Origin of the sequence: Blastococcus sp. Marseille-P5729 (genome assembly GCF_900292035.1) — a bacterium.
Classification (GTDB): domain Bacteria; phylum Actinomycetota; class Actinomycetes; order Mycobacteriales; family Antricoccaceae; genus Cumulibacter.
Map to the genome: position 1 here is coordinate 428,991 of NZ_OMPO01000002.1, position 15,426 is coordinate 444,416.

General features: G+C 70.5%; 14 protein-coding genes. 6 read left to right on the forward strand and 8 right to left on the reverse strand.

Annotation, left to right across the window (positions count from 1 at the left end):
- Positions 1-68: 68 nt before the first annotated feature.
- Positions 69-2,438 carry a DNA helicase PcrA gene (pcrA, locus tag DAA40_RS10510; protein WP_106849677.1) on the reverse strand — a complete coding sequence of 790 codons (2,370 nt, stop codon included), beginning with the start codon at positions 2,436-2,438 and terminating at the stop codon, positions 69-71.
- Positions 2,439-2,675: 237 nt separating this feature from the next.
- Here pcrA and DAA40_RS10515 point away from each other — a divergent pair, with 237 nt between their 5' ends.
- The 3 genes from DAA40_RS10515 to DAA40_RS10525 all read left to right on the forward strand — a co-directional run bounded on the left by DAA40_RS10515 (position 2,676) and on the right by DAA40_RS10525 (position 4,164).
- Positions 2,676-2,999: a chorismate mutase gene (locus tag DAA40_RS10515; RefSeq protein ID WP_106849678.1), complete on the forward strand. Its 324-nt coding sequence runs from the start codon at positions 2,676-2,678 to the stop codon at positions 2,997-2,999.
- An 89-nt stretch (positions 3,000-3,088) separates the two neighbouring features.
- Entirely contained in the window at positions 3,089-3,604 is a 516-nt protein-coding gene (locus tag DAA40_RS10520; protein ID WP_106849679.1) for a hypothetical protein, read from the forward strand.
- The gene (locus tag DAA40_RS10525) at positions 3,592-4,164 is read left to right on the forward strand and encodes a hypothetical protein (protein ID WP_106849680.1); all 573 of its coding nucleotides are present in this window, start codon (positions 3,592-3,594) and stop codon (positions 4,162-4,164) included. Before DAA40_RS10520 ends, DAA40_RS10525 begins: the two co-directional genes overlap by 13 nt.
- 55 nt (positions 4,165-4,219) lie before the next feature.
- Here the strand turns inward: DAA40_RS10525 and guaA are convergent, their stop codons facing one another.
- Genes guaA through guaB form a run of 4 tightly spaced genes read right to left on the reverse strand, consistent with a single transcriptional unit; the run spans position 4,220 to position 9,245 of the window.
- Positions 4,220-5,809, reverse strand: coding sequence for a glutamine-hydrolyzing GMP synthase (gene guaA, locus DAA40_RS10530; RefSeq protein WP_106849681.1), 1,590 nt, complete (start codon positions 5,807-5,809; stop codon positions 4,220-4,222).
- Positions 5,810-5,817: 8 nt separating this feature from the next.
- A complete protein-coding gene (locus tag DAA40_RS10535; protein ID WP_158716378.1) occupies positions 5,818-6,600 on the reverse strand; it encodes a tyrosine-protein phosphatase in 783 nt (260 codons plus the stop codon).
- On the reverse strand, positions 6,597-7,727 hold the full coding sequence (locus DAA40_RS10540; protein WP_106849683.1) for a GuaB3 family IMP dehydrogenase-related protein: 1,131 nt from the start codon (positions 7,725-7,727) through the stop codon (positions 6,597-6,599). Before DAA40_RS10540 ends, DAA40_RS10535 begins: the two co-directional genes overlap by 4 nt.
- 30 nt (positions 7,728-7,757) lie before the next feature.
- Positions 7,758-9,245 (reverse strand): IMP dehydrogenase, encoded by a 1,488-nt coding sequence (gene guaB, locus DAA40_RS10545; protein ID WP_106849684.1) that lies wholly within the window; start codon positions 9,243-9,245, stop codon positions 7,758-7,760.
- Positions 9,246-9,404: 159 nt separating this feature from the next.
- Here guaB and DAA40_RS10550 point away from each other — a divergent pair, with 159 nt between their 5' ends.
- Positions 9,405-9,836, forward strand: coding sequence for a DUF5319 family protein (locus DAA40_RS10550; protein WP_234356338.1), 432 nt, complete (start codon positions 9,405-9,407; stop codon positions 9,834-9,836).
- Positions 9,837-9,927: 91 nt separating this feature from the next.
- On the opposite strand, the gene DAA40_RS10555 is transcribed toward DAA40_RS10550, so the two are convergent.
- Positions 9,928-10,713, reverse strand: coding sequence for a hypothetical protein (locus DAA40_RS10555; RefSeq protein ID WP_106849685.1), 786 nt, complete (start codon positions 10,711-10,713; stop codon positions 9,928-9,930).
- An 80-nt stretch (positions 10,714-10,793) separates the two neighbouring features.
- On the opposite strand from DAA40_RS10555, the gene DAA40_RS10560 reads away from it, so the two are divergent.
- Positions 10,794-11,732, forward strand: a complete 939-nt coding sequence (locus tag DAA40_RS10560) for a serine/threonine dehydratase (RefSeq protein ID WP_106849686.1) — start codon at positions 10,794-10,796, stop codon at positions 11,730-11,732.
- Between the two features lie 230 nt (positions 11,733-11,962).
- Here DAA40_RS10560 and groL read toward each other — a convergent pair whose 3' ends face one another.
- The gene (gene groL, locus DAA40_RS10565) at positions 11,963-13,585 is read right to left on the reverse strand and encodes a chaperonin GroEL (RefSeq protein ID WP_106849687.1); all 1,623 of its coding nucleotides are present in this window, start codon (positions 13,583-13,585) and stop codon (positions 11,963-11,965) included.
- Positions 13,586-13,690: 105 nt separating this feature from the next.
- Positions 13,691-13,990: a co-chaperone GroES gene (groES, locus tag DAA40_RS10570; RefSeq protein ID WP_106849688.1), complete on the reverse strand. Its 300-nt coding sequence runs from the start codon at positions 13,988-13,990 to the stop codon at positions 13,691-13,693.
- A 155-nt stretch (positions 13,991-14,145) separates the two neighbouring features.
- Between groES and DAA40_RS10575 the strand changes: the two genes are divergently transcribed.
- Positions 14,146-15,396 (forward strand): class I SAM-dependent methyltransferase, encoded by a 1,251-nt coding sequence (locus DAA40_RS10575; protein WP_106849689.1) that lies wholly within the window; start codon positions 14,146-14,148, stop codon positions 15,394-15,396.
- The last annotated feature ends 30 nt before the right edge of the window (positions 15,397-15,426 follow it).

Here is a 15,426-nt window from a genome sequence, read left to right on the forward strand (position 1 = left end):
TTGCAGCTGGACTGTGCCAGATCGGGCCGACGGATTCCCAGTTGTCCACAAGGCATCCGGAACGAGGCTTACAGCTTCTCCATCGCTCCGGAGGCGTAGCGCAGCATCAGCCACTTCGGCGGCCCGTCGCCGAAGTCGACCTCGACCTGCTGGCGGTCGCCCTCGCCGCGACTGCCGACGACCTTTCCCATGCCGAACGAATCATGCGTGACGCGGTCACCGACCTCCAGCACCAGCAACGGAGCCGGCTTCTTCGCGCCGCGCAGGCCGCCGCGGCTGAGCCCGACTCCTCCCCCGGCGCCGCCGGTCGCGCCGTAGGTCGTGCCCCGGCCCACCGGCTTGCGGTCGTGGATCGAGCTGATCGACGAGGCGTGCGACCAGTCGATCAGCTCGTCGGGCACCTCGTCGAGGAACCGGGAGGGCGGGTTGTACGCCGGCTGGCCCCACTGGCCGCGCACCACCGACCGGGTGAGGAAGAGCTTGCGCTGCGCACGGGTGAGCCCGACGTAGGCCAGGCGCCGCTCCTCCTCGAGCTCCTTGGGCTCGCCCAGCGAACGCAGGTGTGGGAACAGACCGTCCTCCATGCCCGAGAGGAACACGACGGGGAACTCCAGGCCCTTGGCGGTGTGCAGCGTCATCAGCGTGACGAATGCCTTGTCGGCCGGGTCGGCGTCCGCGTCGGGCAGCTGGTCGGCGTCGGCGACCAGGCTGACCCGCTCGAGGAACTCGTCGATGCTTCCCTCGGGGTGCAGCACCTCGAACTCGGCGGCCACCGCGACGAGCTCGTTGAGGTTGTCGACCCGGCTGGCATCCTGCGGGTCCTCGCTGTCCTCGAGCTCGGCGACATAGCCGGTGCGGGTGAGAATCGCCTCGAGCACCGCCGACGGTCCCGCGCCGGACTCGGCCAGCCCCCGCAGCCCGTCGATGAGCTCGTTGAACTCCCCGATCAGCTTGACGGCGCGCGGGTTGATCGCCGGCGCCTCCTCGACCCGGTAGAGCGCGTCGGTGAAGCTGATCCGCTCCCGCGACGACAGCGCCTCGATGCACGCCTCGGCGCGGTCGCCGATGCCGCGCTTGGGGGTGTTCAGGATGCGGCGCAGGCTGACGACGTCCGCCGGGTTGTTCAGGTACTTCAGGTAGGCCAACGCGTCGCGGATCTCCTTGCGCTCGTAGAAGCGCACCCCGCCGACGACCTTGTAGGGCAGCCCGACCCGGATGAAGATCTCCTCGAACACGCGGCTGGAGTTGTTGGTGCGGTAGAAGATCGCGATGTCGTCGAGACGGTGCGTGCCCGCGTCGGTGATCTCGTCGATCTGCCGCGCGATCCATGCCGCCTCGTCGTGCTCGTTCTCGGCGACATAGCCGTCGATCCGCTCGCCGTCGCCGGCGTCGCTCCACAGGCGCTTGACGCGCCTATCGACGTTCTTCGAAATGACCGAGTTGGCGGCAGTCAGGATGTTCTGGGTGGAGCGGTAGTTCTGCTCGAGCAGGACGGTGCGCGCCTGCGGGTAGTCGCGCTCGAATTCCTCGATATTGCGGATGGTCGCGCCGCGGAAGGCGTAGATGGACTGGTCGGCATCGCCGACCACACACAGCTCAGCCGGCGGGATGTCGTCCTCGCCGGCGCCGACGAGCTCGCGGATCAGCATGTACTGGGCGTGATTGGTGTCCTGGTACTCATCGACCAGGATGTGCCGGAACCGGCGCCGGTAGTGCTCGGCGGTGGCCGGGAAGGCCTGCAGCAGGAACACCGTCTGCATGATGAGGTCGTCGAAGTCGAAGGCGTTCGCCTCGCGCAGCCGGCGCTGATAGAGCTCGTACGCCTCAGCCTCGACCTTCTGCACCGAGGACTCGGCCTTGGCCTTGAAGGTCTCGTAGTCGATCAGCTCGTTCTTGGCGTTGCCGACGGTCGCCAGCAGTCGGCGCGGCGGGAAGCGCTTGGGATCGATGTCGAGATCGCGCGCCACCAAGGTCATCAGTCGCTGCGCGTCGGCCTGGTCATAGATGGTGAAGGACGACTTCATCCCGATCGTCTTGGCCTCGGCCCGAAGAATCCGCACGCACGCCGAGTGGAAGGTCGACACCCACATCGACCGGGCGCGGCCGCCGACCATGGCGGCCACCCGTTCCTTCATCTCACCCGCGGCCTTGTTGGTGAAGGTGATCGCCAGGATCGAGCCCGGTGAGACCTGGCGACGATCGAGCAGCCAGGCGATTCGGCGGGTGAGCACGCGGGTCTTGCCGGACCCGGCTCCGGCGACGACCAGCAGCGGCCCGCCGGAGTGGACCACGGCCTCCCGCTGCTGCGGGTTGAGGTCGATCAGCAGCGGGTCGTCGGGATCGATCCGCTCTGCCGGCGCCTGCGCGGGGACGGCGAACAACGCCTCGTCGGGCTGCTCGGGGGGAAGCTGCGGATCGGGGATCTGTGAGTCGGACATCGCCCGTTCAGGGTACGCGGGTGTGCCGACGCGCAGCGGCTCGGTTATGCTGGCGACGTGACTGCAACGGGCACCCGCTTCGTTACGGGCTTCTTCTATGGGACGCCGGCCACGGCTCCTGGTGAAGAGGTCTAGTCGGCGTACCGCCCCGACCCCCACCCAGCGCTCTGGCCACGGCCAGGGCGCTCGTTCGTTCCTGGGGCGTGGTGAGAGCATCTCGATCGAAGGACTGACAACATGACCACGACCACGCTCCCGACCGCCACCGAGCCGGCCGCCTCCCGGACCCGTCCCACCCGGGTGGTCACCGAGGAGGAGGCCGCGCACAAGATCACCGTGCTGCGCGACCAGATCGACGCGGTCGACGACGCCATCATCCGGCTCATCGACGAGCGCGTCGCGCTCTCCCGCAATGTCGGGGCCCTCCGCGCCGCCGTCGGCGGACCCCGCCTCTCGCTGTCGCGCGAGAACCAGATCCTCGCCAAGTTCGCTCGCCGGCTCGGCGCGCAGGGCACTCCGCTGGCGATGCTGCTGCTGAAGATCTCCCGCGGGCGCATGTAGCGACGCCGCCCGGGTGCCCGGCGGAACGGGCCGGTGGCTAACCTACGTCGCAGAGGACGCCAGCCCGAACGACCCGCCGAGGTGCCCCGATGTCTGCCCAGCCGCCGAGTGACGACTCGCAGCTCCCCCAGCTGCGGCGATTCCGCTTCGACCCCGACAGCGGGAAGGTGCCCCGCGAGGTCGATCCGGCAGCGGCGCAGCCGCAGAGCCCAGCCACCGAGCCGGCTACCGATCGGGACGGCACTCGCGAGATCCCGGCATCCCACCGCGCGGACGCCGACGAACTGCGAGACGGCGACGCTGGAGCGTTCGATGAGCCCGAGCGGCACGGCGACACCGGGCTCGACGATCCGGACCGGGTGCTGGCGGACGCCGATCGCGCCTTGGACCGGACCGGACACCAGCGCACCTCGACCGCCGTCACCGGGGCCGGCCGAACCACCCGCCGCCCGCCACCCCCGGGCCCGAGCTCTCCCGGCCCGACCGGCACGACCGTCCCGGACACTCCGTTGCGTCCGGGGCGCCCGGCCGCCCGCCGTCCGGCCCGCCGAGCGCCCCGGCATCGAGCGATGCACCCCATCGGCCGTCGTCCGTGCCGTGGCTGATCGCCGGCATCGCCGCCGCAGCGGTGATCGCGCTGGTGGTCTGGCTGGTCACCAGCTCTGGCTCGGACGACGAGGCCGACGCGGACGGCTCCGGACCGCAGAGCGGCACCGCCACCGAGGCCGTCGAGACCGGCGCGTGGGCCGACGGGGTGTGCCAGCAGCTGACCGCCTACGAGACCGCCGCGATGCCTCTGAAGGCCGAGGCCACGAAGGCCGCGGCCGCCACGGGTGGCGCGTTCTCGGCCGAGGCCGCCAAGGACATGCAGCGCGAAGCCGGTGAGCTGCTGTCCGATCTGAGCACGACCCTCGGCGAGCTCCCGGCACCGTCCGACGAGTCGGTCGCCGCGGTGCACGATCAGCTGCTGACGGACGTCGCCGAGACTGCGGACTCGACCCAGGCCAGCGGCAACGGCGCCATCGGCTCTCCGCGGGACACCGCCGCGGACGTCGTCACCTCACTGGGAGTGCCGGTCGAGGCCTTCCTCACCGCGACCGACGAGCTCACCGACGAGCAGTTCGAACCCATCGCGGCGACCGCGTCCTGCTCGGGTCTGCTCTAGGTGCTCGGGTCTGCTCTAGGACCGGGGACCCCGGTCTAGGACCGGGGGACGCTGGTCACTCCCACTCGATGGTGCCCGGCGGCTTGCTGGTGATGTCGAGGGTGACCCGGTTGATCTCGCGCACCTCGTTGGTGATCCGGTTCGACACCCGTGCCAGCACTTCGTAGGGCAGCCGGGCCCAGTCCGCGGTCATCGCGTCCTCGCTGGTGACCGGCCGTAGGACGACCGGGTGGCCGTAGGTGCGGCCGTCACCCTGCACGCCCACCGACCGGACGTCGGCCAGCAGCACGACCGGGCACTGCCAGATCTGCCGGTCCAGGCCCGCGGCCGTCAGCTCGTCGCGCACGATCTGGTCGGCCTCGCGCAGGATGTCCAGGCGCTCGCGGGTGACCTCGCCGATGATCCGCAGCGCCAGGCCCGGCCCCGGGAAGGGCTGGCGCCAGACCAGGTTCTCCGGCAGCCCCAGCTCCATGCCCACCTTGCGCACCTCGTCCTTGAACAGGGTGCGCAGCGGCTCGATCAGCTCGAACTCGAGGTCCTCCGGAAGGCCGCCGACGTTGTGGTGGCTCTTGATGTTGGCCGCGCCCTCCCCGCCGCCGGACTCGACGACGTCCGGGTACAAGGTGCCCTGCACGAGGAAGCCGACCCGGCCGCCCTCGTGCCGGACCTCGTCGAGGATGTCGCGCTCGGCCTGCTCGAAGATGCGGATGAAGTCCGCGCCGATGGTCTTGCGCTTCTGCTCGGGGTCGGTGACGCCCGCGAGGTCGGCGAGGAACCGCTCGGAGGCGTCGATGACCCGCAGGTCGGCGCCTGTGGCGGCCTCGAAGTCGTGCTTGACCTGCTCGACCTCGCCCTTGCGCATGAGCCCGTGGTCGACCAGCACGCAGTGCAGCTGGTCACCGATCGCGCGTCGCACCAGGGCGGCCGCGACCGCCGAGTCGACGCCGCCGGACAGCGCGCAGATCACGTGCGCATCCCCGACGAGGTCCCGGATCTGCTCTACCTGCGCCTCGACGACCGCGCCCATGGTCCAGTCGGCGCGCAGTCGCGCTGCGGTGTGCAGGAAGGACTCCAGCAGCTGCTGCCCGTAGGTCGAGTGCATGACCTCCGGGTGGTACTGCACCCCGAACAGCCGCCGTTGGAGGTTCTCGAAGGCGGCGACCGGCGCGCCCGGCGTCCGGCCGGTGACGGTGAACCCCGGCGGCGGGTCGACGACCGCGTCGCTGTGCGACATCCACACCTCTTGGTGGGCGGGAGCGCCGTCGAAGATCGTCGAGTGTGGTTCGACGACGCTCAGGTCGGTGCGGCCGAACTCCGATCCGCCGGTGTGCGCGACCGTGCCCCCGAGGGTCTGTGCCATCGCCTGGAAGCCGTAGCAGATGCCGAGCACCGGGACGCCGAGCTCGAAGATCTCCGGATCGATGCGCGGCGCGCCCTCGGCGTACACGCTGGCCGGTCCGCCGGAGAGGATGATCGCCTTGGCGTCCTTCTCGCGGATCTGCTGCGCGGTGATCGAATGCGGCACGATCTCGCTGTAGCAGCGGGCCTCACGCACCCGCCGGGCGATCAGCTGGGCGTACTGGGCACCGCAGTCGACCACGAGGACGAGCTCGAGGTCCTCGGCCGGGTTGGGGCTGTCGGTCACGGGATGCCTCACTCGGGGTCGGTCAGCAGGAGGTCGGCGAGGCGGTCCAGGTCGCTCTCGCTCAGGCCACGGTCGAGCAGGAACTGGCGCGCGCCGCCGTAGCTCTCCTGGATCCAGTCCAGCAGCAGCCGCATCGTCTCGGGCTTGCTGGCCTGCAGCGCCACGCTCGACTGGTCGATCTCGGTGTAGGTACCCAGAGCGTGCAGTCGCTGGATGATGGCCGCGACCGCCGGGTCCGAGGCGGCGTAGTCCTCGATCACGGCGTCGTCGGGCACCCCGAGCGCGGACAGCAGCACCGCGACCACCGAGCCGGTGCGGTCCTTGCCGGCGGCGCAGTGGATCAGCGCCGGCAGCGCGTTGGGGCGCAACAGCTCGCTGATCGCCGAGACGATGGCCGCGCCGTCCGCGGTGGTGAAGTACCCGCGGTAGTACTCGGCGCGCACCTCGTCCATCGGGCGGCCGGCCGCGGCCTCAAGCATCTCGCGCAGGCCGGGAGCGGTCTGCCGCTCGCTGCTGGCGATCGGGATGTTGACGTGGACGACGTGGTCGACCGCCAGCAGCCCGATGCCCTCCTCGGTCGACTCGCGCGGGTAGCGCAGGTCTACGATCGTGCGCAGCCCGCGCTCGTCGAGCAGCTGCCGTGCGCCGGCCTCGGTGAGAAACTGCGGGCTGTCCATCCGGTACACCAGACCTTCGCGGACCCGACGTCCGTCCCCGGTCTGGATGCCGCCGAGGTCGCGGGCGTTCAGCGCGCCGTCGAGCTCGACCCTGCGGTCGCCGGCCGCGCTCACCGCTGCTCGCTCTCTGCCAGCATGAGCTCCACCCGCTGGAAGTCCTTCAGCTCGTTGTAGCCGCACTTGGCCATCGCGCGGCGCAGCGCGCCGAAGACGTTCTGGGTGCCGTCCGGCCGGTCCGCCGGCCCACGCAGCACCCGCTCCATCGGGACCCTGCGCTCGTACGGCGCGGCCGCGTAGTGCCCGCGCGGCAGGTCGGGGTGGCTGGCCGCCGGCTCCCACCACGCTCCCCCGCCGGGCGCCTCCTCAGCCGCCGACAGCATGGTGCCCAGCATGACGGCGTCCGCGCCGCAGGCGATCGCACGAGCGATGTCACCGGCGCTCTCGATGTCGCCGTGGGCGATGATGTGCACATACCGGCCGCCGGTCTCGTCGAGATAGTCGCGGCGGGCCGCGGCGGCGTCGATGATGGTGGTGGCCATCGGCGCGTCGATCCCGAGGACGTCGGTGCTGCTGGAGTAGCGGCTGGTGCCCAGGCCGACGATCACGCCCGCGGCGCCGGTGCGCATCAGATGCAGCGCGGTCTGGTAGTTCAGCGCGCCGCCGACGACCACCGGGACGTCGAGGTCGGCGATGAACTCCTTGAGGTTCAGCTCGCCTCCCTCGGTGCTCACGTGCTCGGCGGAGACCATCGTGCCCTGGATCACCAGCAGGTCGACGCCGGCCGACAGGATCACCGGCGCAAGGGCTTCGGTGTGCTGCGGAGAGACGCGGACGGCGACCGTGCCACCGCCGGCGCGCAGCTCGCGGATCCGCTCAGCGACCAGGTCCTGATCGACGGGCTGGGCGTAGACCTCTTGCAGGAGCGCGGTCGCGTCGGCCTCGGCGGCGGCCGCGATCCGCTCGTACACCTCGCTCGGATCGCCGTAACGGGTCCACAGGCCCTCGGCGTTCAGCACGCCGAGCCCGCCCGCGGCGTTGACCATCGCCACGGTCGACGGGCTCATCGTCGCGTCGCTGGGCGCGGCGATCATCGGGATGTCGAAGCGGAAGGCGTCCAGCCGCCACGCGGTCGACACGTCGTCGGCGTCCCGCGTGCGGCGGGTCGGCACGATTGAGATGTCGCGGAGGTGGTAGCCGCGTCGAGCCTCTCGGCCGATTCCGATCTGGGAGTAGTCGCGCATGCGTGTTCGCTTTCCTTCGGGCGCCGGCTACTAGCGGCGGCTGGCGTAGTTGGGCGCCTCGACGGTCATCTGGATGTCGTGCGGGTGCGACTCGATCAGACCGGCAGCGGTGATCTGGACCAGCTGGCCGCGCTCCTTCAGCTCCGGGACGGTAGGCGTGCCGGCGTAGCCCATGCCGGCCCGGAGCCCGCCGACGAGCTGGTAGGCGACTGCCTGCAGCGGTCCGCGGAAGGCGACCTGGCCCTCGATGCCCTCGGGAACCAGCTTGTCGTCGGAGAGGACATCGTCCTGCGCATAGCGGTCCTTGGAGTACGAGCGACCCTCGCCGCGGGACTGCATCGCGCCCAGCGATCCCATGCCGCGGTAGGACTTGTACTGCTTGCCATTGACGAAGATCAGCTCGCCGGGGCTCTCGGCGACACCCGCGAACAGCGAGCCCAGCATGACGGCGTCCGCGCCGGCCGCGATCGCCTTGGCGATGTCGCCGGAGTGCTGGATGCCGCCGTCCGCGATGAGCGGCACCCCGGCAGGCCCCGCGACGGAGGCGACGTTGTGGATCGCAGATATCTGGGGCATCCCGACGCCGGCGACGACGCGGGTCGTACAGATCGAGCCGGGGCCGACACCGACCTTCACGCCGTCCGCGCCCGCCTCGATGAACGCCTTGGCGCCCTCGGCGGTGACGACGTTGCCGCCGACGATGTCGCAGTCGAGCTCCTTCTTGAGCCGGGCGACCATCTCGACGACGGCGCGGGCGTGGCCGTGGGCGGCGTCCACCATGAGGACGTCGACCCCGGCCTCGGCCAGTGCACAGGCGCGGGTGTACTGCTCGTCGCCGACGCCGACCGCGGCGCCGACCCGCAGCCGCCCCTGGTCATCCTTCGCCGCGTTCGGGTACTTCTCGCGCTTGATGAAGTCCTTGACGGTGATCAGCCCGGCCAGCTTGCCGGCCTGGTCCACCAGCGGGAGCTTCTCGATCTTGTTGGTGTGCAGCAGCCGCAGCGCCTCGTCGCCGTCCACGCCGACCGGGGCCGTGACCAGGTCGGCCTTGCCAGTCATCACCTCGCTGACCTTGCGCTGCATGTCGGTCTCGAAGCGCATGTCGCGGTTGGTGATGATGCCGACGACGACGCCCTCGTCGTCCACCACCGGCAGGCCGGAGATCCGGTACCGGCCGCACATCGCATCGACCTCGGACAGAGTGTTCTCGGGACTGCAGGCGACCGGGTCGGAGACCATGCCCGCCTCGGATCGCTTCACCCGCTCGGCCTCGCGGACCTGGTCCTCGATCGAGAGGTTGCGGTGCAGCACGCCGAGGCCGCCCTGGCGCGCCATGGCGATCGCCATCCGGCCCTCGGTGACGGTGTCCATCGCAGCCGACAGCAGCGGGATGCACAGCTCGATGTTGCGTGAGAGCCGAGTCGAGGTGTCCGCTTCGCTGGGGACGAAGTCCGAGGCTGCCGGGACCAGCAGCACATCGTCGAAGGTCAGACCAATCGGGACGAACTTCTCAGCCATTCTTCCTCCGGGTGCGGCACCGATGCGGTGCGGGCCTGCGGGTGATTCCTGCAAGAGGTTCATCGTACTGCGGCCGGGCATTGTGACCCCGCGTGCAGTTGCCCACAGGCAGCCGGAGACCATCCCGCACCGTCGGCGGTCTACGGCTAGTCTGGTGGGGTGCAGCAGAACCACGACGACGATCGCGAACGCGAGGAGCAGATCGCTCGGGAGCTGTTTGCGCAGCTCGCCCCGCTCGACCCCTTCGACGGGCACGACGACCCGGCCGGCGAGCTCGACGAGGAGGCTCCCGAGCCGCTGTCCGACGAGGAGCGCAAGCTCGTCGTCGAGGACCTGCAGGACCTCGAGGAGTTCCAGCGGCTGCTTGAGCCCCGCGGCGTCCGCGGCATCTGCATGGACTGCGCGGGCTGCAGCGAGGTGCACTACTACGCATGGGAGATCATGCGCTCGAACCTCGTCAACATGCTGCAGCACGACCAGTCGCACGTGCACGAGCCGCCGTTCGATCCTCGCCCCGAGGAGTTCGTGACCTGGGACTACGCGAGTGGATACGCCGACGCGGTGAGCGAGATGGGCCACCGCCGCCGGTGACCCATCCGCCCACCTGCGGTACGTCTCACCTCGCTATAGCGAGTCGAAACCCACCGCAGGGAGGGGTTAGCGAGTCGTAACCCACCGCAGGTCAGGTGAGGGGCTGTTCCGCCGGGGTCCTGAGCTCGTCGGGGAGGGTCTTCAGGAAGGCGGCGGCCCGGGCCGGATGCAGATCCAGGCGGATGGTCGCGATCACCTCACGCGCCGTCTGCAGGCAGCTCTCACGGCGCTCCGGATCGGTCTCGAGCCGGCGCAGCGCGAGTGCGGCCGGCCACACGATCGCGCCCCAGCCATCCTTGCTCGCCGCGGTGAGCACCCGGCACAGCTCCTCACGCGCGGCACCGGTCTCGCCGAGACGGTCAAGGACGACGCCGCGCAGCAGTCGGGTCTTGATCCGGTGCCGGGGGCTGCGGAGCCGGGCGAGCGGCAGGTCGAGCTCGTCGAGCGCCTGCAGCGCCCCCTGGGGGTCCTGCCGCGCGAGCGCGAGGTCGGCACGGACCCAGCCCTGGCGCACCGTCGTCCGGGCATCGCCATGCTCAGCGAACCGGTCGGCGAGCGAGAGCCAGTGCTCGGCGTCGCCGAGCTCACCGAGGCCGATCGAGTCCGCTGCGCGATTGATCAGCAGATCGACGTACGGCCAGTCGGCCGGCGTGCCAGCGCGGTGCCACAAGCGCAGCGCCTGGTCGTCGTGGAAGCGGGCGCACCCGTAGTCACCCAGCTCCCTGCGGTGGCTGGCCACCAGGGCGGCGCCCAACGACCGGACACTGATCCGTTCATCGGCCAGCAGCTCGCTGGCGACCGCCTCGGCCTGTCCGTAGAGGCCGCGCGCGCCCAGCTCGGCGCCCAGACGCCACTTCTGCCGAACCGCGCTGTCCATGTCCCCACCGTAGCGACTCGGCCTCGGCACGATCCCTCCGCGCCCCGCGTAGACTGACGCGGTCCCACCGGAGGTGCGCGATGGTCGACGTCCAGATCCCTACCAGAGAACGGATCGAGCACGCAGCACAGCTGATCGAGCGCTATGTCCGGCGCACGCCGGTGCTACGGCTCGACCTGCCGTCGCGCGGGGCGATCACCCTCAAGCTCGAGCAGCTGCAGCACACCGGCAGCTTCAAGCCACGCGGCGCGTTCACCAACGTGCTGACCACAGCGACCACGCCGGCCACCCTCGTGGCGGCATCCGGCGGCAACCATGGCCTCGCGGTGGCGTACGCCGGGCGCCGGCTCGGCATCCCGACCCAAGTGTTCGTGCCGCAGACGGCGCCGGCGGCGAAGGTGTCCCGGCTGCGGGCGTGGGGCGCCGACGTCCGGCAGCACGGCCAACGGTACGCCGATGCCTACGAGGCGAGCCTGAGCGCCGCCGCCCAGCCGGGTGCACTGGCGGTCCACGCCTACGACTCGCCTGCGACCGTCACCGGCCAGGCGACGATGGCCAGGGAGATCAGCGAGCAGGTGCCTGAGGTCTCGTCGCTGGTGGTCGCCGTCGGCGGAGGTGGGTTGATGGGCGGAGCGTGCGCCTGGTTCGGCGAGTCGACGCAGCTGGTGGCGGCCGAGCCTGTCGGCTCCGCGTCGTACGCCGCGGCGTACGACGCGGGCGGCCCTGTGGACATCACGCCGCGCGGGCTGGCCTCCGACTCGCTGGGCGCCAGCCGGATCGGTGAGATCGCGTGGGCGGCGATGCGGGCCGCGCGCGCCCGCCCGGTGGTGGTGGACGACGCCACGGTGCTCACCGCCCGCGAGCTGCTGTGGCGCGAGTGCCGGATCGCGGCCGAGCTCGGCGGCGTCGTCGCGCTGGCCGCCGTGCTGGAGGGCCAGGTGGAAGTGGCGCCGGACGGCGGCACGGTCGTCGTCGTGTGCGGGGCGAACGCCGACCCCAGCGACCTGCCGATGAACTAGTGGCGTGTCCCAGCCATGGTTGCCCGGTGAGGGTGCACGCTCGTCGACGAACGTGTGGTGCGAGCCATTTCTGGGACGCCCCACTGGCCGGTCGAACGAGCGCAGCGCGAGGGCGGCGCCGCCGAGACATCGAAACGCCGAGACGCGGTGAGGCAACAAAGTCGTCTCACCGCGTCTCGGCGTCGTCGGTCGCTGAGCGACCTCCTCGCTCGAGGACCGGGTTCTACTCGCTAGTGGCCGTGCCCATGGCCGTGGCCATGACCGGCCTCGTCGTCCTCCGGCTCGGGTGCGTCGCTGACCGCGGACTGCGTGGTCAGCAGCATCGCGGCCACGGACGCCGCGTTCGCGACCGCGGCCTTGGAGACCTTGACCGGGTCGATGATGCCCTGGTCCACGAGCTTGGCGTACTCATGGGTGGCGGCGTTGTAGCCCTGGCCCTTCGCACCCTTGCGCACGTGCTCGACGACGACCGAGCCCTCCGCGCCGGCGTTGCGGGCGATCCAGTACAGCGGGGCCGACAGCGCCTCGCGCACGACCTTCACACCGGTCTTGGTGTCGCCGTCCACGCCGAGATCACCCTCGAGCGCCGAGGCGGCGTGCACGAACGCGGCGCCGCCGCCGATCACGACGCCCTCCTCGACCGCAGCCCGGGTCGCCGCGATGGCGTCCTCAATGCGGTGCTTCTTCTCCTTCATCTCGACCTCGGTGGCCGCGCCGACCTTGATAACGGCGACGCCGCCGGCGAGCTTGGCCAACCGCTCCTGGAGCTTCTCGCGGTCCCAGTCGCTGTCGGTCTCGTCGATCTCGCGGCGCAGCTGCGCGGTGCGGCCCTCGACCGCCTCCTTACCGCCGGCACCGTCGACCAGGGTGGTGGTCTCCTTGTCGACGACGACGCGACGGGCCTGGCCAAGCAGAGACAGGTCGGCGGACTTCAGGTCCAGCCCGATCTCGGGCGCGATGACCTGGCCGCCGGTGACGACCGCGAGGTCCTCCATGAACGCCTTGCGCCGGTCGCCGAAGAACGGCGACTTGACCGCGACGACCTGGAAGGTCTTGCGGATCGCGTTCACGACGAGCGTCGACAGCGCCTCACCGTCGACGTCCTCGGCGATGATCACCAGGGGCTTGCCCGACTGCGCGACCTTCTCCAACAGCGGCAGCAGGTCGGCCACGGTGGAGATCTTGCCCTGGTGCAGCAGCACGTAGGCGTCGTCGAAGGCCGCCTCCATCGAGTCGGGGTCGTTGACGAAGTACGCCGAGATGTAGCCCTTGTCGAACTGCATGCCCTCGGTCAGCTCGAGGGCGGTGTCCATGCCGGAGCCCTCCTCGACGGTGATGACGCCGTCGGTGCCGATCCGCTCCATCGCCTCGGCGATGAGCTGGCCGACCGACTCGCTCTGTGCCGAGATGGTCGCGACGTGCGCAATCGACTGCGAGCCCTCGACGGGGATCGCGATCTTGTCGAGCTCGGCGGTGACGGCCTCGACGGCCTTGTCGATGCCGCGCTTGAGCTCCACCGGGTTGGCGCCGGCCGCGACATTGCGCAGGCCCTCCTTGACCATCGCCTGCGAGAGGACGGTGGCCGAGGTGGTGCCGTCGCCGGCGATGTCGTTGGTCTTGACCGCGACCGACTTGACCAGCTGGGCACCCATGTTCTCCTGGGCGTCCTCGAGCTCGATCTCGCGGGCGATGGTCACACCGTCGTTGGTGATGGTCGGGGCGCCGAACTTCTTGTCGAGCACGACATTGCGCCCGGCGGGGCCGAGGGTGACGCGGACGGCGTTCGCGAGCGCGTTGACGCCGCGCTCGAGCGCCCCGCGGGCCTCGGTGTCGAAGGTAACGATCTTTGCCATGTGTGGTGGTTCTCCTCCGTGGCGCTGCGTGCGCCATCAAAGCGGACCGCCCCGCCCCCGGTACGGGAGCGGGGCGGCTGCTCTTACATCTACGAGTCGAGTGGACTACTTCTCGACGATGGCCAGCAGATCGCGGGCCGACAGGACGAGGTACTCCTCGCCGCCGTACTTCACCTCGGTGCCGCCGTACTTCGAGTAGATGACGACGTCGCCTTCCTTGACATCCATCGGCACGCGGTTGCCCTTGTCATCGATGCGGCCGGGTCCGACGGCGACGACGGTGCCCTCCTGGGGCTTCTCCTTCGCCGTGTCGGGAATGACCAGACCGGATGCGGTCGTGGTCTCTGCCTCGTTAGCCTGGACGACGACGCGGTCCTCAAGCGGCTTGATGGCCACCTTTGCCATGAATTGACCTCCCCCTCTGGGGTTGTTGGCTTGCTGTAGTTGAGTAGTTGCTGCTCACGCCGCCGTCGCGGGGGTCGGCGCGAGATGCAGTTAGCACTCTAACGCCCCGAGTGCTAAACGTGCCACCCGGGTGTGTTCGCTGGAGGAGGACGACCGTGGACCTCGAGGTCATGCGCGCGCTCGCCTCGGACGACGGGCGTACCGCCATCGATGCCGCTGTCGCCGCGCTCGCCGCCGGTGCTGACGAGCTGTCGGTAGTGAACCGGCTGCGGAGGGCGCTCGATGCCCCGGTCGCCGCGGCCGTGCTGACCCAGGCTCAGCTCCGTCCGCGCGCAGCGGCCAAGCTGGGCGGTCGGGCCGGCGACCTGCTGCTGCTGCCCGACTCCCTCGAGCAGGCGTCCCGTCCAGAGGTGTCGGCGGTGCGCGCCCAGCGGCTCCTGGACGCCGGGGTCACCCGGGTGGTGGACGCCGGCGCGGGTCTGGGAGCCGACTCGATCGCGTACGCCGAGGCAGGGCTGCAGGTCACCGCCGTCGAGCGCGACCCCCTGGTCGCCGAGGTGCTGCGCCACAACGCCGAGCCGTTCGGCGTCCACGTCATTGAGGGCGATGCGATCGGGCTTCTGCACTCCGGTGAGATCGGGCGGGCCGAAGGCACAGCGGTGTACGTCGATCCAGCGCGCCGGAGCAACGGCCGTCGGCTGTTCGACCCGGAGGAGTGCACACCGCCGCTATCGGTGCTCGTTGAGCTCGCGGACGCCGGTGTGCCGATCGTGGCGAAGATGTCGCCCTCGCTCGGGGTGGACGACGTCCCGGCCGGTTGGGACGCCGACTGGGTCTCGACGCAGACCGAGCATGGGCGCTCGGTGGTCGAGGCGAGCATCTGGTCTCCCCTGCTAGCAAAGGGATCGCGGCGGGCAGTCGTGCTGCTGCGCTCGGCGGCCGGGGACACGTGGGACTGCTCCGATCTCTCGTCGGAGCCGGCCACCGGCACGCCGTCCGAGCCGGTTGCCGGGACGCCGTCCGGCCCGGTTGCCAGCTATGTCTACGAACCGGATGGTGCGGTCAACCAGGCGGAAGTGGTCGACGAGCTCGCCGCGATCCTCGATGGCTGGCTCATTGAGCCACGGATCGCTTACCTCACAAGCGATCTCGCTGTCGACACCCCGTTCGCGCATCGCTACCGGGTAGTCGACCAGCTCCCCTGGTCGAAGCGGGCGCTGGCCCGCCGGCTGGCGTCGATCGACGCATCGGACCTGGTGATCAAGAAACGCGGCGTCACCGTCGACCCGACGGCGCTACGGCGCCAACTGTTGCCCCGGCTTCGCTCGCGTACCGGCGCACCGCTGGTCGTCATCCTGTCCCCCCACGCGGGCCGGGTGGTCGCGCTGCTGGCGCACGCCGCCTGACGGCGGCCGTGGCCGGAGCGAGACGTAGTG

What these genes read in the sequence shown, in the direction of transcription:
- pcrA (WP_106849677.1), bottom strand. Translation starts at nt 2,438, where the DNA reads ATGTCCGACTCACAGATCCCCGATCCGCAGCTTCCCCCCGAGCAGCCC.
- DAA40_RS10515 (WP_106849678.1), top strand. Translation starts at nt 2,676, where the DNA reads ATGACCACGACCACGCTCCCGACCGCCACCGAGCCGGCCGCCTCCCGG.
- DAA40_RS10520 (WP_106849679.1), top strand. Translation starts at nt 3,089, where the DNA reads ATGTCTGCCCAGCCGCCGAGTGACGACTCGCAGCTCCCCCAGCTGCGG.
- DAA40_RS10540 (WP_106849683.1), bottom strand. Translation starts at nt 7,727, where the DNA reads ATGCGCGACTACTCCCAGATCGGAATCGGCCGAGAGGCTCGACGCGGC.
- guaB (WP_106849684.1), bottom strand. Translation starts at nt 9,245, where the DNA reads ATGGCTGAGAAGTTCGTCCCGATTGGTCTGACCTTCGACGATGTGCTG.
- DAA40_RS10555 (WP_106849685.1), bottom strand. Translation starts at nt 10,713, where the DNA reads ATGGACAGCGCGGTTCGGCAGAAGTGGCGTCTGGGCGCCGAGCTGGGC.
- DAA40_RS10560 (WP_106849686.1), top strand. Translation starts at nt 10,794, where the DNA reads ATGGTCGACGTCCAGATCCCTACCAGAGAACGGATCGAGCACGCAGCA.
- groL (WP_106849687.1), bottom strand. Translation starts at nt 13,585, where the DNA reads ATGGCAAAGATCGTTACCTTCGACACCGAGGCCCGCGGGGCGCTCGAG.
- groES (WP_106849688.1), bottom strand. Translation starts at nt 13,990, where the DNA reads ATGGCAAAGGTGGCCATCAAGCCGCTTGAGGACCGCGTCGTCGTCCAG.